At 41.1% G+C, this 20,219-nt stretch carries 19 protein-coding genes; 11 read left to right on the top strand and 8 right to left on the bottom strand.

The window, feature by feature from the left end; translation table 11 throughout:
- Nucleotides 1–81 precede the first annotated feature (81 nt).
- Complete coding sequence (locus B554_RS0102245) at nt 82–1,149, top strand: membrane protein (RefSeq protein WP_019456826.1); 1,068 nt, start codon at nt 82–84, stop codon at nt 1,147–1,149.
- Nucleotides 1,149–1,472 (top strand): RnfH family protein, encoded by a 324-nt coding sequence (locus B554_RS0102240; protein ID WP_019456825.1) that lies wholly within the window; start codon nt 1,149–1,151, stop codon nt 1,470–1,472. The genes B554_RS0102245 and B554_RS0102240 overlap by 1 nt, the downstream gene beginning before the upstream one ends.
- A 55-nt stretch (nt 1,473–1,527) precedes the next feature.
- Here the strand turns inward: B554_RS0102240 and B554_RS0102235 are convergent, their stop codons facing one another.
- On the bottom strand, nt 1,528–1,926 hold the full coding sequence (locus tag B554_RS0102235; RefSeq protein ID WP_004703289.1) for an outer membrane protein assembly factor BamE: 399 nt from the start codon (nt 1,924–1,926) through the stop codon (nt 1,528–1,530).
- A 111-nt stretch (nt 1,927–2,037) separates the two neighbouring features.
- Here B554_RS0102235 and fur point away from each other — a divergent pair, with 111 nt between their 5' ends.
- On the top strand, nt 2,038–2,475 hold the full coding sequence (gene fur / locus B554_RS0102230; protein WP_004703287.1) for a ferric iron uptake transcriptional regulator: 438 nt from the start codon (nt 2,038–2,040) through the stop codon (nt 2,473–2,475).
- Between the two features lie 69 nt (nt 2,476–2,544).
- Here fur and B554_RS0102225 read toward each other — a convergent pair whose 3' ends face one another.
- Together B554_RS0102225 and B554_RS0102220 are read right to left on the bottom strand one after the other, a co-directional pair.
- A complete protein-coding gene (locus B554_RS0102225; RefSeq protein WP_019456824.1) occupies nt 2,545–3,663 on the bottom strand; it encodes a PilT/PilU family type 4a pilus ATPase in 1,119 nt (372 codons plus the stop codon).
- A 27-nt stretch (nt 3,664–3,690) separates the two neighbouring features.
- Nucleotides 3,691–4,728 carry a type IV pilus twitching motility protein PilT gene (locus B554_RS0102220; protein WP_019456823.1) on the bottom strand — a complete coding sequence of 346 codons (1,038 nt, stop codon included), beginning with the start codon at nt 4,726–4,728 and terminating at the stop codon, nt 3,691–3,693.
- A 126-nt stretch (nt 4,729–4,854) separates the two neighbouring features.
- Here B554_RS0102220 and B554_RS0102215 point away from each other — a divergent pair, with 126 nt between their 5' ends.
- Together B554_RS0102215 and B554_RS0102210 are read left to right on the top strand one after the other, a co-directional pair.
- Entirely contained in the window at nt 4,855–5,547 is a 693-nt protein-coding gene (locus B554_RS0102215) for a YggS family pyridoxal phosphate-dependent enzyme (protein WP_019456822.1), read from the top strand.
- A 106-nt stretch (nt 5,548–5,653) separates the two neighbouring features.
- Nucleotides 5,654–6,496, top strand: coding sequence for an undecaprenyl-diphosphate phosphatase (locus B554_RS0102210; RefSeq protein ID WP_019456821.1), 843 nt, complete (start codon nt 5,654–5,656; stop codon nt 6,494–6,496).
- A gap of 120 nt (nt 6,497–6,616) precedes the next feature.
- Here the strand turns inward: B554_RS0102210 and B554_RS0102205 are convergent, their stop codons facing one another.
- Both B554_RS0102205 and B554_RS0102200 read right to left on the bottom strand, forming a co-directional pair.
- Nucleotides 6,617–10,213 carry an SbcC/MukB-like Walker B domain-containing protein gene (locus B554_RS0102205; RefSeq protein ID WP_019456820.1) on the bottom strand — a complete coding sequence of 1,199 codons (3,597 nt, stop codon included), beginning with the start codon at nt 10,211–10,213 and terminating at the stop codon, nt 6,617–6,619.
- Nucleotides 10,214–10,222: 9 nt separating this feature from the next.
- On the bottom strand, nt 10,223–11,491 hold the full coding sequence (locus B554_RS0102200; RefSeq protein WP_031944918.1) for an exonuclease SbcCD subunit D: 1,269 nt from the start codon (nt 11,489–11,491) through the stop codon (nt 10,223–10,225).
- A 163-nt stretch (nt 11,492–11,654) separates the two neighbouring features.
- On the opposite strand from B554_RS0102200, the gene B554_RS0102195 reads away from it, so the two are divergent.
- Complete coding sequence (locus B554_RS0102195; protein WP_019456818.1) at nt 11,655–12,128, top strand: OsmC family protein; 474 nt, start codon at nt 11,655–11,657, stop codon at nt 12,126–12,128.
- A gap of 74 nt (nt 12,129–12,202) precedes the next feature.
- Here the strand turns inward: B554_RS0102195 and B554_RS0102190 are convergent, their stop codons facing one another.
- Nucleotides 12,203–12,580, bottom strand: coding sequence for a VOC family protein (locus B554_RS0102190; protein ID WP_019456817.1), 378 nt, complete (start codon nt 12,578–12,580; stop codon nt 12,203–12,205).
- 375 nt (nt 12,581–12,955) lie between these two features.
- Here B554_RS0102190 and B554_RS0102185 point away from each other — a divergent pair, with 375 nt between their 5' ends.
- Nucleotides 12,956–13,408, top strand: coding sequence for an ABZJ_00895 family protein (locus B554_RS0102185; protein WP_019456816.1), 453 nt, complete (start codon nt 12,956–12,958; stop codon nt 13,406–13,408).
- An 83-nt stretch (nt 13,409–13,491) separates the two neighbouring features.
- Nucleotides 13,492–14,397, top strand: a complete 906-nt coding sequence (locus B554_RS0102180; protein WP_019456815.1) for a TIGR01777 family oxidoreductase — start codon at nt 13,492–13,494, stop codon at nt 14,395–14,397.
- Here the strand turns inward: B554_RS0102180 and B554_RS0102175 are convergent.
- Both B554_RS0102175 and hemB read right to left on the bottom strand, forming a co-directional pair.
- On the bottom strand, nt 14,389–15,504 hold the full coding sequence (locus tag B554_RS0102175) for an NAD(P)/FAD-dependent oxidoreductase (protein WP_019456814.1): 1,116 nt from the start codon (nt 15,502–15,504) through the stop codon (nt 14,389–14,391). The two genes, B554_RS0102180 and B554_RS0102175, sit on opposite strands and share 9 nt — an antisense overlap.
- Nucleotides 15,505–15,529: 25 nt before the next feature.
- Entirely contained in the window at nt 15,530–16,543 is a 1,014-nt protein-coding gene (hemB, locus tag B554_RS0102170; protein ID WP_004748084.1) for a porphobilinogen synthase, read from the bottom strand.
- Between the two features lie 142 nt (nt 16,544–16,685).
- Here hemB and B554_RS0102165 point away from each other — a divergent pair, with 142 nt between their 5' ends.
- The 3 genes from B554_RS0102165 (at nt 16,686) to B554_RS0102155 (ending at nt 20,132) form a co-directional block, all read left to right on the top strand.
- On the top strand, nt 16,686–17,183 hold the full coding sequence (locus B554_RS0102165) for a thioesterase family protein (protein WP_004703260.1): 498 nt from the start codon (nt 16,686–16,688) through the stop codon (nt 17,181–17,183).
- A 267-nt stretch (nt 17,184–17,450) separates the two neighbouring features.
- Entirely contained in the window at nt 17,451–18,602 is a 1,152-nt protein-coding gene (locus B554_RS0102160) for an EmrA/EmrK family multidrug efflux transporter periplasmic adaptor subunit (protein ID WP_019456813.1), read from the top strand.
- A 6-nt stretch (nt 18,603–18,608) separates the two neighbouring features.
- Nucleotides 18,609–20,132, top strand: coding sequence for a DHA2 family efflux MFS transporter permease subunit (locus B554_RS0102155; RefSeq protein WP_004703256.1), 1,524 nt, complete (start codon nt 18,609–18,611; stop codon nt 20,130–20,132).
- The last annotated feature ends 87 nt before the right edge of the window (nt 20,133–20,219 follow it).

Raw genomic sequence — 20,219 nt, 5'->3', positions numbered from 1 at the left:
GCGCAAACTTTGATTTTCATGCATGAGACGGGCAAAATATCTATAGACTTTTTCAAGGAATGCATAATGCAGGACATACCTATGTCACGTTGGTTATCGCCTCTTATGGCGTTTTGCTTATCTTTTGTCATCATGGCTACTTTGGCCCCAACTATGGGCATCCAGATTGATCGTCAGCTCGATTTCTGGTTATTGTGGTTTGGTACAATGTTGTTATTGGCATTACCAGTTTGTTATTTGGAAATTGCTTTAGCAAAACGATCTAAAACGACCGCTTTAAATGCGCTATCGAGTCTAACTCGTGAAGCAGATAGTTCATCTAAATGGCGTGTGGTTGGCTGGCTTGCTGTTGTTTTTATTCCTTTCTTAGCTGGTAATGTTTTGAGCACTGCAAGCAATATATTAGTTGCACAATTTGCTCCAAGTATTTCTGGGCAAATTATTTTTGCAGGCCTTGCTGTTGCTGCCTTAGTACTATCTTTTATTCCACGTCAAATTCTTATTTTATTAATGACTGTTGGAGTAATTGCTTCTATTGTGTTGGCAAACATGATGGGAACGACTTTACAACCTTGGCATTGGACCAATGTTGAGTTCAAAGAGTGGGGTAATGCAACTGTACTTGCTCTTGTAGCGAGCGGTTTGGGTTTAGGACTTTACTGGCAAAATACAGTGGGTACAGTTAAAGCAGAAGACGGTGCAACTAAAACTGTGCTGCCAATTTGGTTGGCCCAGCTCATTGCTGTAATTGCTTTTGGTTTCTTCTCGCTTCAAGCTCAATTACCTGTTTTGACGTGGATATTTACAGGTGTGATGACATCTGCGCTATTTGTGCAATTGGCGCGCGAACAATTAGCTCAGCGTCAGCTCATGATTGTTTTACAATGGGTAATTATTGTTGTCGCAATTGCTGTTTGGGCAGTGCCTGAACTTCATCACTTATTTACGCTAATTCTTATGCTTTGGGGCTTACTCATTAGTTTGATCTATGCCATTTTTGCTGGCTGGATTATGAAAATTAGCCATTTGCGTAAATCAATGAATTTCAGCAACGAGCTTTTCTATAATTTATGGCGTATTGCTGTACGAATTGTTTTGCCACTTTCAATTGTTCTGGCAATGGTTGCCGTAATTGGACAAAGTATTTAATGGAACGCACTCAGCAAGTTTGGGTGGCTTTTGCCGCACCAGAACAACAGTTTCTCATTTCTATTCCATTTGTAGAGGGCATGAGTGCTTTGCAGGCAGTACAAGCAAGTGGTTTGTTAAATCAAGTTGAATTGCCAGAACCTCTTCAGCTCGGTGTTTTTGGAGTAAAAGTAGAAGCGGATACAGCATTACATGCGGGTGATCGAGTTGAGGTTTATAGACCTTTAACAATTAATCCAAAAGACATCCGCCGTAATCGTGCAGCGAAGAACCCTGTAGGCCGCTACATTAAAAGTAATCGCTTTAAGCAATCAGCTCAATAAGCAAAACCCCTCAAGTTTTTTCACTTGAGGGGTTTCTTTTTATTAGAAAAAACGATTATAGTGGCGGGGCAGTTAAAATCGCTTCTTTAGAAGCTGGTAAACCTGGTTGCGATTCTGGAATAGTCTCTAAACCTTCAATTTTAGTTACAGTTCCAGTACTATCAAAGTAAATTTTTAAATGCTGACCATGTGCTGCGGGGATTTTCGCTTTTTTAGCATATGTTCCCGGGATATAGTTGTAGATATAGTCCCAACGTTGTGGATTGAGAGGATCAGTCACTGTTGGGCTACCAAGCAAAAAGCGCACTTGCTGGAAATTCATGCCGACTTGTACTTGAGAGGCTTGAGCTTTAGTCAATGGAGTCCCCTGAGGAATATCAACCTTATATACACCAAAGATTGAACAACCAGCTAGGAGTGAAGTGACGAATAACGTCAGCACGAGTTTTTGCATTTTGCTACACTATCCCAATAAATTATGATGCATTTGATCAAAGGATAGATCATACTTCATCTAAATTCTATTGCCTATTCCAACTTGAGATTTGTTGAGAGACCTTTTTTCATGCCTATTTCCAATCAAGATTTGCGCAAAGCTGGACTTAAAGTTACCCTTCCACGAATTAAGATTTTGGAATTATTAGAAAATTCAAAACAACATCATCTTAGCGCTGAAGATATTTACAAGACTTTGTTAGAGCAAGGGGAAGATGTCGGCCTTGCGACAGTTTACCGTGTGTTAACACAATTTGAAGCTGCGGGCATTATTCAACGTCATCATTTTGAAAATAACCATTCTGTTTTCGAAATTATGCAAGAAGATCACCACGATCACTTAGTTTGCCAAAACTGTAACAAAGTTATTGAATTTACTAATGATGTTATCGAGAAAGAACAGCATGCTGTAGCAGACCAACATGGGTTTACCTTAACAGGTCACTCATTAAATCTCTATGGTTACTGTAATGAACCTGAATGTCAGGATGCATTGCGCAAGAAATAATCGTTTTCACATAAAGAAAACAAATAAAAAAGGAAGGTTACGTTTAACCTTCCTTTTTTTATGAAGAAATTACTGGCGGTCAAAAGTCAAATGCTGTTTTTCTTCTGCAATTTGATCTGGACCTTCATTTGCAAGCTTAATCGTCAAACGTAAATCGTTTGGTGAGTCGGCATGTTTAAGCGCATCTTTATAAGTAATTTGACCTGTTTTATATAAGTCAAATAAAGCCTGATCAAAGGTTTGCATACCGAGTTCACGTGAGCGTTTCATTAAATCCTTAATTTCATGAATTTCACCTTTACGGATGTAGTCTGAAATTAATGGTGAGTTAATTAAAATCTCAATCGCCGCACGGCGTGAATTTCCATCTGGCGTTGGAATAAGCTGCTGCGCAATCATAGCTTTTAAATTAAGTGATAAGTCCATGTAGAGCTGGCTATGACGGTCACTTTCAAAGAAGTGAATAATACGGTCGAGTGCTTGGTTGGCGTTGTTAGCGTGCATGGTCGCTAATACAAGGTGACCTGTTTCAGCAAAGCCAATTGCGTAGTCCATGACTTCACGAGAGCGGATCTCACCAATTAAGATGACATCGGGTGCTTGTCTTAAAGTATTTTTCAAAGCAATTTCAAACGAGTCAGTATCAATACCGACCTCACGCTGAGTAATAATACAGCCCGCATGTTCGTGAATAAACTCAATCGGGTCTTCAATAGTAATGATATGACCTTTAGAGTTATGGTTACGATGGCTGATCATTGAAGCCAACGAAGTCGATTTACCAGTACCTGTTGCGCCTACAAAAATAATAATACCGCGTTTGGTCATTGATAAATCTTTAAGCACAGAGGGTAACTGTAAGTCATCAATCGAAGGAATTTTAGTTTCAATTCGACGTAGAACCATGCCTGGCATGTCACGTTGCTGAAAAGCACTCACACGAAAACGTGCCGTTTTGTCACGATTCATAATGGCAAAGTTACATTCACGAGTGTCCGTAAATTCTTTACGCTGCTTCTCACTCATAATCGAATGTAAGAGCTGCCCAATCACTTCGCCAGAAAGGCTATTCTTTGAAATGGGAACAATTTGACCATTAATTTTCATAGATGGTGCAACGCCATCTGTAATAAAAAGATCCGATGATTTTTTTTCAACCATCAGGTTGAGCAAGTCATTAAAATCCATAATTGTACTCTCGCTATTTTGTTATTTTTATAGGAATGATTCAGGTTGTTTAGCCGCAGTACGTGCAGTTTGTGGGCTAATTACGCCACGTGACACTAAACCTTTTAAGCTTTGGTCAAGCGTTGTCATGCCATAGTTAGCACCAGTTTGAATAGCTGAATACATTTGTGCGACTTTATTTTCACGGATTAAGTTACGAATGGCAGGAATACCAATCATGATTTCATGTGCTGCCACACGACCGCCACCGTTCTTTTTAAGCAGAGTTTGTGAAATAACAGCTTGCAAAGATTCAGACAGCATGGCACGTACCATGTCTTTTTCTTCGGCAGGGAATACGTCAATTACACGGTCAATGGTTTTAGCAGCTGATGTGGTATGAAGCGTACCAAATACCAAGTGACCTGTTTCGGCAGCTGTAAGGGCCAAACGAATCGTTTCAAGGTCACGCATCTCACCGACCAAAATAATATCAGGGTCTTCACGCAGTGCTGAGCGAAGTGCTTCATTAAAGCCATGTGTATCACGATGGACTTCACGTTGGTTAATGAGGCATTTTTTTGACTGGTGTACAAATTCGATAGGGTCTTCAACCGTTAAAATATGGTCATAACGGTTTTCATTAATGTAGTCCATCATCGCTGCAAGCGTGGTTGATTTACCCGAACCTGTTGGACCTGTAACTAGGACAATCCCGCGAGGATAGTCACAAATGTCTTTAAAGATTTGACCTAAGCCTAAATCTTCCATGGTGAGTACTTTAGATGGAATGGTACGAAATACTGCGCCAGCACCACGGTTTTGGTTAAATGCGTTCACACGGAAGCGTGCAACATTCGGTACTTCAAAAGAAAAGTCTGTTTCGAGTTTTTCTTCATAGTCACGGCGCTGTTTATCGTTCATGATGTCATAAACAAGGCGATGTACATCTTTATGTTCTAAGGCTGGTAAGTTAATACGGCGAACTTCACCATCGACACGAATCATTGGTGGCATGCCAGCAGATAAATGTAAATCGGAAGCGCCATTTTTCACAGAGAAGGCGAGTAGCTCTGTAATATCCATAATTTCCCCAAGTAAATCAAAATATGTCATTATTTTGTAGAATAATATACGGCTTTCACCGAGGCTTACCAACACCTCGCTTTAGGTGAAAAGCAAAAAAGTTTTTTGAAAATGAGAACCTTGTCAATGAATTACCTGCAAGATGCGCGACAGCACGTATTACAGCAAATTAAAACTGCTTGTGAGCATGCTCAGCGTGCGACTGAAACTGTGCAACTTTTAGCCGTATCAAAAACACATCCAAGTGAAAGATTGCGTGAAATGTATGCAGCAGGGCAAAGGGCATTCGGCGAAAACTATTTACAAGAAGCTTTGGACAAAATTGAAGCTCTGCATGACTTAGACATTGAATGGCATTTTATTGGACATGTTCAACGCAACAAAACTAAGCATTTGGCTGAAAAGTTTGATTGGGTACATGGTGTAGACCGTTTGATTATTGCAGAGCGATTATCTAACCAACGTGGTGATGACCAAGCTCCACTTAATATTTGTTTGCAAGTGAATATTGATAGACAAGACAGTAAAGATGGCTGTGCACCAGAAGAAGTTTCTGAATTGGTTGCTCAAATAAGTCAACTGCCGAAAATCAAGCTGCGTGGCTTAATGGTGATTCCGGCACCTGACAATACTGCTGCTTTTGCAGACGCTAAAAAACTATTTGATGAGGTGAAAGGGCAACATGCACATGTGCAAGACTGGGATACATTAAGCATGGGAATGTCAGGCGATTTAGATGCTGCAATTGCAGCAGGTTCAACCATGGTCCGTGTAGGAACGGCGTTGTTTGGTAAGCGTGACCCGATTGAGAAAAAATAACTTTTACGGTTTAGCTAAATATTTTGTGGTGGAACTGTAATCAATTAATTTAAATTTAATTTTCCTCGCTTATAACCCAAATATTTTATATTTGAGTGTGTAATGTATGGATTTGTTGCATGTTTTCATTCTGGCAATTATTCAGGGCTTTGCTGAATTATTGCCGGTTTCTAGTTCCGCACACGTTATTTTAGCTGAAAAGTTAATGGGGTATGATCCATCTGCACCTGACATGACCTTCTTACTTGTGATGTTGCATACAGGTACAATGTTTGCAGTGATTGTTTACTTTTGGAAATCTTGGCGTAAGACCTATTTTTCTTCTTGGGAAAGTTTTAAAAAACAAGCCTTCTATATTATTTTGGCAACGCTCATTACAGGCGTACTCGGTTTAGCGCTCCAATCTATGATTAAACATGTGTTCTTCGGCGGCGCGAGCAGCTTCGAAATTGAACATTTGTTTAGTAACTCTAAACTCATGGCAGCTGCGCTGATTTCGGCAGGTGTACTGATTATTTTATCTTCGCGTTTAGATCGCGGACAGCAAGGTGAAATTAGTTTGCGTAGTGCTTCTATTATTGGGGCAGTGCAGGCGTTATGTTTACCTTTCCGTGGCTTTTCACGTTCAGGTGCAACAATTTCTACAGGGCTATTTTTAGGTGTATCTCGCCAAAAGGCTGAAGAGTTCAGTTTTGCGCTGGCTGTCGTTTTAACACCAGCAGTGATTTTAAAAGAATTATATCGTTTAGTTCACGCTCAAGGCTTACAAACTGTAGCTCATGGACAAGTGTTTCATTCGATGGTTCCAAGCTTGTTGGGTATGTGCTTTAGCTTTGGTGCTGGTCTTTTGGCGCTAAAATGGTTGTCTTCATGGTTAGAACATGGCCGTTGGCATTTGTTTGGCCTGTACTGTATTGGTTTCGCAATTGTTGTACTCTGCGTGAATTAATTTTTTGATGTTTTAAAATAAAAAAAATTAGCAAAAGACCATACAAGAAAAAGGGGCGTAAATAATACGCCCCTTTGTTCTATAAGATTCAATCAAATTTAAGATATGAAATCCTAATAATTAACCCACGACCTCAATGGTACTTGCACCAGCACCGAGTGGTTTCACTTGAATTTGTACAGGAATACGCTCATGCATTTCTTGAATGTGTGAAATGAGAATGACCTGACGTCCCTGATTTTGTAATTGGTCTAAAGCATTCATGACCATGTGCAAAGATGATGCATCCAAAGTACCAAAACCTTCATCAATAAATAGAGATTCAATTTTCATTGAACCTGATGCCATATTGGCGATCGCTAAAGACAAAGCCAGCGCAGTTAAGAATGACTCACCACCAGACAAAGAGGCAACTGAGCGAGTTTCCCCATCCATGTCGTGGTCAATAATCGCAAGACTTAAAGACTGATCTAGGCGTTTAAGCGTATAGCGCTGAGATAGCATCGCCAGTTGCTGGTTTGCATGTTCAACTAAAATATCTAAATGATATTGCTGTGCATAATCACGGAACTCTTTACCTTTAGCGTCGCCAATGAGTCCTGAAATTTTGCTCCAGCGATGTTCTTCTTGCTGAATATTCTGAATTTGCTCGGCGTATTGTTGCTGCTTGGCAAGATTTTGCTGATGTACTTCAAGCTTAAGTTTAAGCCGATCACGTACTTCAAGTTGTGCTTTAAGCTCTGCAATATTGTCTTGAATAAGGCTAACAAGCTTTTCATGTTCAATATCTGGCTGAGTTTGTAAATGCTCGTTCAATTGCTCTTGCATGGTTTTTAAGGCAGAAGAGGCTTCACTCAATAAACGCTCGGCATGATTAAGACGGTTACGAATATCTTGCTCTTGAGCTGAATTGATCTTTAGCAGTGCCGTAAGATCAGTTGCCTGAAAATCAGCGCGGGTCTTTAACCAGTTTTGAATTTGCTCATCAACTTGCTGCTGATGCTGTGCAGTGTGTTGATATTGATGTTTAAGTTGATCGAGAGCTTGTTTTTGCTGCTCAAAATGCTGTCTGGTTTGTTCAAAACGTTGTTTAGCCTCATGATACGTCGTTTGTTGCTGCTGACGTTTAGCGTCGTGCTCAATTAACCATTCGTGCGGTTTAATGTCAGCACGGCCTGTCATTTGCTGAATGAGTGACACCGCTTTTTCATTATTTTGTTGACCTTTAAGCGTAATCTCTTTGAGATTTTGATCGATCTCATCAATTTGCTTGGTTAATTGCTCAAGATTGGCAACTAACATTTTAAGGTCTTGTTGCTGTTGTTCAAAACGCTGTGCAAGCTGTTCTTGTTGTTCAAGTTGCTTGGCGCGTGCATCAAGAATAGTCCAAGTCTGCTTAGCCGTTTGGCTACTCGACTGCTGCCATGCGTGTTGTTCAGCTTCCGATAAACAATCAACAATATGCTGAACTTGTTGTTGCCATTGCTGTGCCGTATTAAGCAAACTTTCATTACGTTGAGTCGTTTGAACGAGCTGATTGTGTTGTTTAATGGCTTGAGTTAAACGCACGTTTTCTGAGTCAAATGAACTGATAGCAGTTTGCGCGGCTTGTCTGAGTTCGTTAAGCGTTTGCAAGATTTGTTCAGGAGTTTGATTAAGCTCAATGTGTAATTGATTGAGGTTAAACGTTTGCTCAAGCTCTTGCTGCAAGCTTGATTGTTTGGCTGTAAGTTGAGTTAAGTACTTCTGAACTTGTTCAAGCTCGGCACTACACTGGGTGAGGACATGTTGCTGAGTTTGCAATGTATTAAATTTAGTTTGCTCTAACGCTACTGCCTGTTGCTCTTGTTGTTGCTGCAAGTCGAATAAAGCTTTAGAAACTGCACTGTCATCAACACGATAGGGATGATCTGTGCTTCCACACACTAAGCAAGCTTCGCCGTCTTTAAGATCGGCCCGTAACTTTTCGATATTTTCTGTGTGTAATAAACGCTGCTGTTGTAAAACGTGCTGTAACTTTTCACGTTCAGTTTTTGCTGTTTGGTACTCTTGCTCAGCTAACTGGCAAACGGTTTTCAGCTGCTGCTCTTGGGCTGAGGTCTGCGTTTGTTTTTCAGTGAATTGCTGAAGCTCAGCATATAGTTCATGATAAATTTTTATTTTTTGCTGAATCAGATCTAACTGAGTGATTTGAGCAAGTTTCTGATCTTTGTCTTTACGCTGTTGATCAAGCTTTAACTCAATCTGTTCAACGGTGCCTAGTGAAGCTGTCAGTTGTTCAAGTTCACTTTTAGCTTCCGATAGCTTTTGGCGAGCAGAGGCAGGGTTGCCAAGCTGTTGTTCAATCGCTTCATAATTTTGAATAAATTGTCCAAGCTGATGTAGATGTGCTGAGAGGCCTTTGTCTAATACAGCGTATTGCTGAGTCTGAGTAAGCTGCTGTTGTAAATGAATTTTGTTCTGCTCAAGTTGTACAATCTGCTGTTGCAAAATATTTTGCTGTTGTTGCACTGGACTGAGTTTCTGTTCAAGTACGTTTCTTTTTTCTTTGCACTTTTTATATTCATCGGCAATAAAGGCACGTTCTTGAATAGACTGTCGAACTTGATTTAAAGCATGTTGATGCTTTTGCTCAAAATCGAGCGTCTGTTTGAGTTCTTGTTCGGCAAGTTGATATTGTTTTTGTCCCGTTTCAAAAATTTGCACCAACTCATCAAACTTGGTTTGAGCTTGCTGAATTTGTGGCTCAAGTTGTTGTAACGTTTGTAAGTTTTGAGCTTGCTGAAAAACTTGTGGGCGTATTTCAGAGAAAACTTCGAGTCGTTTTAATTGCTCACGTTCACTAGCCAATTGTTGATGATGATTTTGCTGGGTTTGAAACTGTTGCTGTTTAGCCTGAACTTCTTGCTCAAGTTTTGCTTTACGTTCAAACCATTGTTGTTGTTTGTCTAAGATTTTTTTTTGTTGTTCTAACTGTTGTTGGTTTTTTTCGGCTTGCTGATATTGTTCGGTAAATGCAGCAATCTCTTCATCAGACAAAATTTCAATATGGCCTAAGAACTCTTCAAGCTGTTTACGCTGCTTTGCAATATCTGCTGTTTTACGAAAAGCCAGTTCACCGATTTTGGCGAAAATGCTGGAGTTGGTTAGGTACTCAAGTAATTCACCGCGTTCGCTGTCTCGTGCTTTTAAAAATGCGGTCACTTCTGACTGGGCAAGTAATACAGCACGAGTAAACTGCTCAAATGAAAGCTGGGTAATTTGTTTAACTTTTTCATCAACCGCTTTGGCTTTGTCGGCAAGCACCACACCATCGGTCAGGCATTTTAAGTGGCGCTGTACACTTTGTAATTTGCCATTTGGGTTCTCACGCGCACGTTTAATTTCCCAGCGTGCCAAATAGCGTTTTTGATCTTGAGCAATAAAGCAAAGTTCAGCAAAACCATGTCCTGTACCACGGCGTAAGACCGTCAAAGGTGAGTTGGTGAGTAACTCTGAACCATCAACATCTTTTAATTTGCCATCGCTGTCTTTAAGACGAGGAACCCGATTAAACAAAGCTAGGCACATGGCATCTAAAATGGTCGACTTACCTGCACCCGTTTTCCCCACAATCGCAATGAGGCCTGCATGGGCTAGAGGTGCGCTTTCAAAATTAATAAAGTGTTCATCAGAAAGAGATGCCAGATTTTTTATTCGAATGGATAAAATTTTCATGACATATCCTTAAGGGGTTGCATCATTTTCAAGATTTTTTTGTGCTTCTTGTACCAGACTCAGAAAATCTTTTAAGACCGCATCATCGGCGTTGTAACCTTGTTTTTCCCAAATATTTTGAAAGAGTTTTTCGGGTGTAGGTGGTTCAAGTGCAATGTGCTGAGTGGTATTTGAATCGGTCGCGTCTTTGTTTACATATTGACGTGAAATACGTACTAAACGATAGCGATCAGGCGGTAGGGCTGCTTCAAACTGTTGCCGTAAATTAGGCTGTGGTGGCGTTAAACTATAATATTCAATATCAACATATTCACGATGGTCAATATTTTCAATCACGCCGTGAGGCAACGCTTTGAGTTGTTGTAGTACCTCATTTAATTCACCACGAATACGGTGCAATTGTATGCAACGTGGAATTTCTACAGCTTCAAATTGCAAACGGTTGTCTGTCTCTTGAGCTGGGTCAATTTTGACCTCTACCACTTGATGTTTGTAGTTAATTTCACTAAAAGAAAGTGGAATGGGCGAACCACTATAACGGATGTGTGGCTGACCTACTTTTTGTGGTTTATGTAAGTGCCCTAAAGCCACGTAGTCGACAGCATCTTCAAATAAAGTCGTCGAAAGTGCCTCTTCATTACCAATAATAATTGGACGTTCAGAGTCGGATGTTTCCCCACCTTGCATATGTGCATGCGACATCAAAATCAGGGCTTGGTCTGGTGTCTTACGACGTTTGGCTTCGGCAATGAGTTGCTGGTGCAAATAGGCAATCGCATTTTTGCTGTTGGTGGTATGTTCATTAAAGCCCGTAATTTCGGCCGAGCGTAAAAAAGGTAGGGCAAGGCACCACGCCACAATATCCTGATTTTGATTATAAATAGGTAAAAGTAGTCGATCGAGATCTAGAGTTTTATCTTCATTCCAGCGAACCACGCCCACGGTTTTTGCATTGTATTTTTCTAAAAGCGGTTCGACCTGTTCAATACGGTAGCCTGAGTCATGGTTACCTGCAATCATGAGTGTTTGCATGTGCGGAGCAATGCGATGGGCATCTGCTAAAAACTGATAGAGTTGTTTTTGTGCTTGAGAACCCGGGTTAATGACATCAAAAATATCGCCAGCGATGAGCAGGGCATGCGGTTGTTTTTCTTGAATTTGAGTGAGTAACCAGCTTAAAAATTGTTGGTGTTCGTAGTGTCGTGAATGATTATAAAAAAACTGCCCCAAATGCCAGTCAGAAGTATGTAGAAAATGTACGGACATAGAAACAGACATCAAGCCAAAATAAACACAGATACGTTAGCATAAATTGACAGGAGATTTTATCAAGACATTTTAAAGTGCTCGTTATTTAAGCCTAAGTTGAAACTTAAATTAATTTTTCACTTTAAACGCTGCTTTGTTACTATCGACTTAAACCATGGACTTTGAGAACAAAATGACCATTCATGAATACGAAGTAAAAATACAGTGGGAAGGCAATACAGGAACTGGCACTTCTTCTTATCGTTCATATAAAAGAGACTTTAGTATTCAACATCCGCAAAAGGCCACGATTCAAGGTTCATCAGACCCTGCTTACTTAGGTGATGTGACCAGATGGAACCCAGAAGATTTATTGGTTGCATCAGCTTCAGCTTGTCATAAGCTTTGGTATTTACACCTATGTGCAGTTAATCATATTCATGTGCTGAGTTATGTCGACCATGCACTTGGCTTTATGGAGGATGCAGATCCAGTTAAACGTGGTCACTTTACCCAAATTATTTTAAGACCAGAGATTGTTTTGGAAAAAGGTGCTGACCAAGAGCTTGCTGCAAAACTGCATGAAGAAGCACATCATGAATGCATGATCGCCAATTCGGTAAATTTCCTAATTACATGTGAAGCCACTTTTAGCTTTGACGAATAATTAATATGAAATAGCCACCGATAAAAAAGTGGTGGCTATACATTAAAAATAAATAGAGTTGTTAGATAAAATCTTTAAGCTGCATTTTCATCGGCTTGAAAAATACCAAAAACGTTGTGGTCTAAATCGACAAAATAGCCATGCCAAGCGCGGCCCGGAATAGCGAATTTATCCATTGCGACAATACCGCCTTGCGCTAAAATTTTTGCAGCCACTTCATCGAAGTTTTCCACATGAACTGAACAGGTAAATGCATTGGTGCCATATTCCATAGGAGGCGTTTGAGCGGGGCGTTTTAAAAGGCCGCCCATAATTGAAGGGGTTTCGATACGGTAGTATTCAATTGGTAAGTTTGGATCTAATTTAAATTGCCAGCCGAACACAGCTTGGTAAAACTGTGCATCGCGAGCAGGGTTTGAAGACTGGATTTCAAAATAGGCAATATTGTTCATATTATTTAAATCATATTTTTATGGTGTAAAAAGTATACGCATGGCTTTCATGGCTATGAAATAACGATTGTGTATGTTGAGCGTAAAATGAAAGTGCTAGAAAATAAAAACCGACGATTCGAGTGATGAGAGAATCGTCGGTCAAAGACTTCATCAAGGGTTCTGGCTGCTAACAAAACCTAATCTGAAGGAAGAAAGAGTCGTAATGAAAGGTCACCGAAACAATTTTGCGGATGCCGTGCAAAGGAAGTATTCGGTTGCTGCGACCTTGTTACTCTATATAACGTCAAGAGATTCGGATTGGTTGACAGAAAAATGAAAAAAAATCGAAAAAAATTTATAATTATTTTTTGAACCCATAAATTAGGCAAAAATATGACCAAATTACGTTCTTACTTTCTCTGGTTTTTTGCTATATGCATCATACTTACCTTAATTGTAGGCGTTGTTGCAGCACTATTGCCAGCGAGTATAGGTGGTATTTTAACAGCCGTTCCATATTTAGGTGCAATGATTTTTGTCTTATTCAGATTTTTAAAGAAAGAACGCCGTGCTCCGACTGTACAAGAAAAAAAGAAATTTACTTTAGGGTTTACCCTCATATTTTGGGGCTATAACTTATGCGGTGTTTTATTTGGTTTGTTTTTATTTTCAAGACAAGACCCAGAGATTTTGCAAAACTTTATGCTTTACCTCAAGCAGCCTCAGTTCTTAAGTATTATGGTCATTATGATTTTAATGCTGGCTATTCCGCTTTATTTAATTACCTACTGGTTTTATGGCAAACAGGCACAGCGCATGGCTGACAAAATGTTGAATGTGCAATAGATCACTACAAAAACAGCTACGATTAAATATAAATGAGTTTTATATAATCAAATAAAACAGTTGTCCTCAGCTTAGGAGGAAATATGAATAAGAATGTATTAATCACGGGTGCTAGTGGTTTTATCGGGACGCACTTAATTAAGTTCCTATTACAAAAAAATTATAATGTGATTGCTGTAACACGGCAGGCTGGAAAGGAATCTGACCATCCTGCCTTACAGTGGGTACAAAAGTTTGAAGATATTACGACCCGTCAAATTGATTATGTGGTGAATTTGGCAGGTGCAAATATTGGTGAAAAACGCTGGACCGAGTCACGTAAAAAACAACTCATTGAAAGCCGTGTAAATACGACCCGAAAATTGTATGCATGGCTCAAACAATCTCAAATTTTTCCTGAAGTAATTGTTTCTGGCTCGGCCATTGGCTATTACGGTATAGACGATCAAGAAAAGTGGGCAGAGGTGTGCATCGAACAAAGCTCGCCACAGCATATTTTTATGTCTGAGCTTTGCCAAGAATGGGAACGAGCAGCTTTAGCAGATACTCAGCAAAATACTAAAATTATTCGTTTAGGCGTAGTGTTTGGGCAGGGTGGTAGCATTTTGCCTAAAATGTTATTTCCTATTCGACTCAATTTAGTCGGTCAAATTGGTCATGGTCGTCAGCCTGTGGTGTGGGTACACATTGAAGACGTATTAAACGCCATCGAGTTTATATTTAAACATCCTCAATCTGCTCAAGTTCATAATGTGGTGGCACCAGAAAACGTGACTCAAAAGGTATTTGTTGAACAAGCAGCAGAGGTTTTAAATAAGAAACCAATATTATCAGCACCAAGCACGGTTTTTCGCTGTTTGTTAGGGGAACAGTCGCAATTGATTTTGAATGGGCAATACGTTAAACCCGCTGCTTTACAAGCTGAAGGATTTGAGTTTGCTTATCCTCAATTAAAAATGGCTTTAGAGAATATACTCGCCTCAGGCTAAGATTTTATTTTGCAAACGCTCTGGAGAATATGCTTTGGCATCCACTAATGTCGGTTGACCTAGCATAAGTTGACGGAGCAATTGTGCAGAGCTTGCGCCCATACAGAGACCGTTTCTAAAATGACCAAAGTTTGCCCAGAGGTTATCCATTTCAGGCATTTTGCCAATGTACGGAACGCCATTTGGTGAACTTGGTCTGAGGCCTGCCCAGCGCTGTACGATCGGGAAATCGGCCAGTTCAGGCACCATTTCTAAACACGCTTCTAAAATATTGTGCTGAGTCTTTTCGTCGGTAGAAGTGTCAAAACCCCGATGTGCCATGCTAGACCCACAGACAATATGCCCGTCCATACGTGGAATCAAATACATGACTCGATTCATGCACATGGTCGGTAGCCAGTGAGCAGGGGTTTTAAATAACAGCATTTGACCTTGAACAGGTTCGACTGGAATTTCGAGTTGTAATTGTGAGTTCCAGTAATGACTCCAAGCACCCGAAGTTATTACAAAATGATCTGCTGTATGTTTGCGACCATCTTCGGTTTGGAGCACCTGTATCACATCACCTTGTTGAATCAGTTTTTTAACAGTAGCGTGTTCAAAAAACTCAACATTTGGATGTTGTTTTAAATAACTAATGAGAGATTGTAATACGCGAGGGTTACGAATATTAGATAGTTCAGGGAAATAAATCGCTTCTTGAAACTGATCGGAAATATGTGGATTAACTTCTTCTAGGGCATCGCGCTGTAAATATTCACAGCGTTGCATCGGTTCTTGATGCTGCTCTGCGTAGGAAAGCCCAACGTCAAAATCTTCTTCATCAAAAATTAGCATGCCTGTGTCATGTATTTCAAAATCAATTCCTGTAACAGGGTAGAGCTTTTGGTTCCATGCTTGATAAGAGGCTTTGCCAAATTGAGCAAGTTGGTTCACTGCATGCACATAACGCCACGGGTACATCGGAGAAAGAATACCTCCGCCAGCCCAAGAGGCTGCTTGTCCCGCTTGTTGTTGATCAAAAATGCTGACTTTACAGCCTTGTTCAACCAACTCCAGCGCAGACATTAATCCACTTATGCCCGCGCCAATAATTGCAATATGCATGCAGTGTTATCCTTTCTCTGCGAACTTAGTTCATTTCCTTGAGTTTTTCAGCAGCGGTTTCTGCAAAGTAAGTCCAGATCCCGTCTGCACCAGCGCGGCGGCAGCACATGAGTGATTCTAAAATCACTGAATCTGATAACCAGCCATTTTGAATTGCGCCCGCTAACATGGCGTATTCACCACTTACTTGATAAATGAAGGTTGGAACACCAAAGGTATCTTTCACTTCACGTACCACATCCAGATATGGCATGCCCGGTTTTACAATCACCATGTCGGCGCCTTCTTGAATATCAAGCGCGATTTCATGTAACGCTTCGGCACGGTTGGCAAAGTCCATCTGGTAGTTATATTTATTACCACCTTTTAGGTTGGATGCAGAGCCAACAGCATCACGGAACGGGCCATAGAAGCTAGATGCATATTTTGCAGAGTAGGCCATGATGTTGGTATAGATGTGACCATTGGCTTCTAAAGCTTGACGAATTGCGCCAATACGGCCATCCATCATGTCACTTGGAGCAATCACTTCGGCACCTGCTTCTGCGTGACTTAAGGCTTGTTTAATCAAGCATTCTACAGTCTCGTCATTTAGCACATAGCCAGTTTCATCAATAATGCCGTCTTGACCATGCGTCGTATATGGGTCGAGGGCACCATCAGTGATTAGTACCATTTCTGGTAATTCTTTTTTAAGCAAACGGCAGGTGGTTTGAACTAAACCATCTTCACGCCATGCAGCTTCTGCGGTAAGGCTTTTATCTTCTTGTGGGGTAACTGGAAAAAGAGCCAGTTTTGATACGCCCAATTCCAGAAGTCTTTCAGCTTTTTTCAGTAACAAATCTGCCGACAAACGCTGAATGTTTGGCATACTTGGAATATCTTGGGTCTGATTTTGTCCCGGTAATACAAATACTGGATAAATCAAGTGATTGGTAGTGAGCTGTGTTTCGCTGACCATCGCACGCAACTGGTCATTTTTACGGATACGGCGCATGCGAGTGGCTGGAAATGCAGGACGATTGAACGTATAAGTCATAACAATCTCGATGTTCGGTATTACACTAGGATAGGTTGGCGGATATTCCATTACTGTCAACCGACTGCTGTATTGTAGCCCCATAATGCTGGATTTGTACAAAATTATGGGTGTTTATCATGCTTTTAAATTTAGGCAATGTATGAGTGATGAAAAGAAAAATTGGACTGGGAACATCCATTTAGGTGCCAAAACTGACCTAACTGTGGTGCTCAACCAATTATGTAAGGCGTTTAATAGCTCTCCTTTTTTTAAGCATAGTGGAATGATTATGCGTGTGGTAGATGGCCACATTGAAGGCTATATCGAGATGCAACCCAACCTGATTGGTAATCTGGCATTTCAGATTTTGCATGGCGGCGTTGCTGCAACTTTGCTCGATAGTATTGGTGGAATTGTGGCAATGGAACACCTCTATCGCCGTTCGACTCCTGAAACTTTAACCGAAACCATTAAGCAAGTATCACGCTTGGCAACTGTCGATATGCGGGTAGATTATTTGGCTCCGGGACGCGGTAAGTATTTTATTGCACGTGCGGAAGTGTTACGTTTAGGTCGTAAGGGCTGCACTATGCGCATGACGATGGTCAATGATGAAGATAAAGCCATCGCAGCAGGGATTGCTTCATATGCCTATTAGGCGATGAATTGAACCTTTTTAAAGCGCCATGTGCGCTTTTTTTAGTGCTTAAAAAGCTGGAATTTTCATAAAAACTTTGAGATAAACATTAATTTAATTAGAACGAACGCATGAGTTATATTTTTTTATTCTCATATTGTGAGGTTTTAGCGTTAAAATTGACTGCTTTGACAATGCGATATGTCTTGTTTATAGAAAAATAAAAACTCTATAACAAGGTGTAGTGCGAGATTGATGGCAAAGCCAACTCATCTTTAGGAACATACCATGACTGATGCACAAAGCAATGTACAAGAAACAGTGCCAACAACATCTGCCTCGGATGACAACAACCAAAACAAGCGCAAAAAATTTCTTGGTTTTTTTGCGCTGATTTTATTGATCGCCGCTATTTTGTATGCAATTTGGGCATTATTTTTAAATCACTCTGTAAGTACAGATAATGCCTATGTCGGTGCAGAAACCGCGCAAATTACCTCAATGGTGAGCGGTCAGGTCGCTCAGGTTTTGGTAAATGATACTCAAACAGTACATCGGGGTGATGTGCTGGTTCGTATTGATGAACGTGATGCCAAAATTGCATTGGCTCAAGCTGAGGCAGAACTTGCTAAAGCAAAACGCCAATACAAACAGACTGCGGCAAACAGTAGCTCTTTAAACTCCCAAGTTGTGGTTCGTGCCGACGAAATTAACAGTGCCAAAGCACAAGTTGCACAAGCACAGGCCGACTACGACAAAGCTGCTTTAGAACTCAACCGCCGTACGCAGCTTGCTGCCTCTGGTGCGGTATCTAAAGAAGAACTCACCAAGGCACAAAGTGCAGTAGAAACAGCTAAAGCAGGGCTAGAGCTTGCTAAAGCTGGTTTAGCGCAAGCGTCTTCAAGCCGTAAAGCTGCTGAAAGTACTTTAGCTGCTAACGAAGCTTTAATTCAGGGTGTAAGCGAAACGTCGACTCCGGATGTACAAGTTGCGCAGGCTCATGTTGAACAAGCACAGCTTGATTTGGAACGTACCGTGATTCGTGCGCCAGTTGATGGTGTTATTACGCGCCGCAATATTCAAGTTGGTCAACGCGTTGCACCGGGTACGAGCATGATGATGATTGTGCCGCTGAATGAGTTATATGTAGATGCGAACTTTAAAGAAAGTCAGTTGAAAAAAGTCCGTCCGGGTCAACCAGTGACACTGACTTCAGATTTATACGGTGATGATGTTGAATACCACGGCAAAGTGGTAGGCTTCTCTGGTGGTACAGGCTCTGCCTTTGCCTTAATTCCGGCTCAAAACGCAACAGGTAACTGGATTAAAGTTGTTCAACGCTTACCGGTTCGTATTGCACTTGACCCGAAAGAACTTGCTGAACACCCATTGCGTGTTGGCTTGTCGATGGAAGCAAAAGTCGACTTATCTGCGAAGTAAACGCTTATGAAAACGCAAACACCTTTTGCCGAGTTAAGCGGTGGCCGTTTACTACTGGCAGCGTTTGTTATTGCCTTGTCGAACTTTATGGTCGTACTTGATACGACCATTGCCAACGTCTCTGTACCACATATTACCGGTAACCTTGCTGTTTCAAGTACACAAGGGACATGGGTTGTTACGTCCTATGCAGTTGCAGAAGCGATTTGTGTACCTTTAACAGGCTGGCTTGCGGGCCGCTTTGGAACGGTACGGGTCTTTATCTTTGGTTTAATTGGCTTTACGGTCTTTTCTTTCCTGTGCGGTCTAGCAACATCGTTAGAGATGTTGGTATTTTTCCGTATTGGACAGGGCCTTTGTGGTGGTCCACTTATGCCACTCAGTCAAACCTTGCTTATGCGTATTTTCCCTCAGGAAAAACATGCACAGGCTATGGGTCTATGGGCAATGACTACCGTCGTGGGGCCAATTTTAGGACCAATTTTAGGTGGTCTGATTAGTGACAACTTGTCTTGGCATTGGATCTTCTTTATTAACTTACCTGTCGGTATTGTCTGTGTATTAGCAGCAATGCGCTTGTTAAGAGTAGCCGAAACAGAAACCATTTCTTTAAAAATTGATACGGTTGGTTTAGGACTGTTGGTACTTTGGATTGGTGCGCTACAACTCATGCTCGACTTAGGGCACGAACGCGACTGGTTTAATAGTACCAGCATTGTGGTGTTAGGCTTAACTGCAGCCATTGGCTTTGTGGTGTTCCTGATATGGGAACTCACCGACAAGCACCCCGTGGTAGATGTCAAAGTCTTTAGGCATAGGGGCTTTGCCATATCGGTACTAGCCTTGTCACTTGGCTTTGGCGCATTCTTTGGCAGTATTGTATTGATACCGCAGTGGCTGCAAATGAACCTTTCCTATACCGCGACGTGGGCCGGTTATTTAACCGCAACCATGGGCTTTGGTAGTTTGACCATGTCACCGATTGTGGCAAAACTTTCGACCAAACATGACCCACGTGCACTTGCAAGTTTTGGTTTAATTTTGCTGGGTATAGTGACCTTAATGCGGGCATTCTGGACCACAGATGCCGACTTTATGTCACTGGCTTGGCCGCAAATTTTGCAAGGTTTTGCTGTACCGTTCTTCTTTATTCCACTGTCCAACATTGCACTTGGTTCGGTACTCCAGCAAGAAATTGCATCTGCTGCGGGTCTTATGAACTTCTTAAGAACCATGGCAGGGGCGATCGGTGCTTCAATTGCAGTCACAGTATGGGATGACCACGCTAAAGTTGCCCGTAGTGAAATGGTATCAAACCTGAACCCAACTGAAGTACAAAACAACCTTCTGCAAAATGGTTTTACGACTGATTCGACCTTAGGAATCATTTCTAACCTTGTCGATAAAGAAGCCATTACCATGTCGGCAAACCATGTATTTTTGCTGTTTGCGATCGTGTTTGTCTTTGCGGGATTAGTGATTTGGCTGTGTCCAAAACCCAAACAGGTCAGCGGCATGCCTTCTCACTAAACATAAAAAAGCATCTCTTCGGAGGTGCTTTTTTTAGGCTTACTAAAAAATGAGTGAATTTATAAATAGCAGATTTTGCCTACATTA

Origin of the sequence: Acinetobacter sp. GG2, assembly GCF_000292385.1 — a bacterium.
Taxonomy (GTDB): domain Bacteria; phylum Pseudomonadota; class Gammaproteobacteria; order Pseudomonadales; family Moraxellaceae; genus Acinetobacter; species Acinetobacter seifertii.
The sequence above is the reverse complement of the archived record's forward strand: the minus strand, read 5'-3'. Positions and strand labels throughout refer to the sequence as shown.

Bases quoted from the DNA above. Each gene is read 5' to 3' on its own strand.
- B554_RS0102225 (WP_019456824.1), bottom strand. From the start codon at position 3,663: ATGGATTTTAATGACTTGCTCAACCTGATGGTTGAAAAAAAATCATCG.
- B554_RS0102200 (WP_031944918.1), bottom strand. From the start codon at position 11,491: ATGTCTGTTTCTATGTCCGTACATTTTCTACATACTTCTGACTGGCAT.
- B554_RS0102180 (WP_019456815.1), top strand. From the start codon at position 13,492: ATGAATAAGAATGTATTAATCACGGGTGCTAGTGGTTTTATCGGGACG.
- B554_RS0102185 (WP_019456816.1), top strand. From the start codon at position 12,956: ATGACCAAATTACGTTCTTACTTTCTCTGGTTTTTTGCTATATGCATC.
- B554_RS0102215 (WP_019456822.1), top strand. From the start codon at position 4,855: ATGAATTACCTGCAAGATGCGCGACAGCACGTATTACAGCAAATTAAA.
- B554_RS0102160 (WP_019456813.1), top strand. From the start codon at position 17,451: ATGACTGATGCACAAAGCAATGTACAAGAAACAGTGCCAACAACATCT.
- B554_RS0102155 (WP_004703256.1), top strand. From the start codon at position 18,609: ATGAAAACGCAAACACCTTTTGCCGAGTTAAGCGGTGGCCGTTTACTA.
- B554_RS0102235 (WP_004703289.1), bottom strand. From the start codon at position 1,926: ATGCAAAAACTCGTGCTGACGTTATTCGTCACTTCACTCCTAGCTGGT.
- B554_RS0102205 (WP_019456820.1), bottom strand. From the start codon at position 10,213: ATGAAAATTTTATCCATTCGAATAAAAAATCTGGCATCTCTTTCTGAT.
- fur (WP_004703287.1), top strand. From the start codon at position 2,038: ATGCCTATTTCCAATCAAGATTTGCGCAAAGCTGGACTTAAAGTTACC.
- B554_RS0102210 (WP_019456821.1), top strand. From the start codon at position 5,654: ATGGATTTGTTGCATGTTTTCATTCTGGCAATTATTCAGGGCTTTGCT.
- B554_RS0102175 (WP_019456814.1), bottom strand. From the start codon at position 15,504: ATGCATATTGCAATTATTGGCGCGGGCATAAGTGGATTAATGTCTGCG.
- B554_RS0102245 (WP_019456826.1), top strand. From the start codon at position 82: ATGTCACGTTGGTTATCGCCTCTTATGGCGTTTTGCTTATCTTTTGTC.
- B554_RS0102195 (WP_019456818.1), top strand. From the start codon at position 11,655: ATGACCATTCATGAATACGAAGTAAAAATACAGTGGGAAGGCAATACA.
- B554_RS0102190 (WP_019456817.1), bottom strand. From the start codon at position 12,580: ATGAACAATATTGCCTATTTTGAAATCCAGTCTTCAAACCCTGCTCGC.
- B554_RS0102220 (WP_019456823.1), bottom strand. From the start codon at position 4,728: ATGGATATTACAGAGCTACTCGCCTTCTCTGTGAAAAATGGCGCTTCC.
- B554_RS0102240 (WP_019456825.1), top strand. From the start codon at position 1,149: ATGGAACGCACTCAGCAAGTTTGGGTGGCTTTTGCCGCACCAGAACAA.
- hemB (WP_004748084.1), bottom strand. From the start codon at position 16,543: ATGACTTATACGTTCAATCGTCCTGCATTTCCAGCCACTCGCATGCGC.
- B554_RS0102165 (WP_004703260.1), top strand. From the start codon at position 16,686: ATGAGTGATGAAAAGAAAAATTGGACTGGGAACATCCATTTAGGTGCC.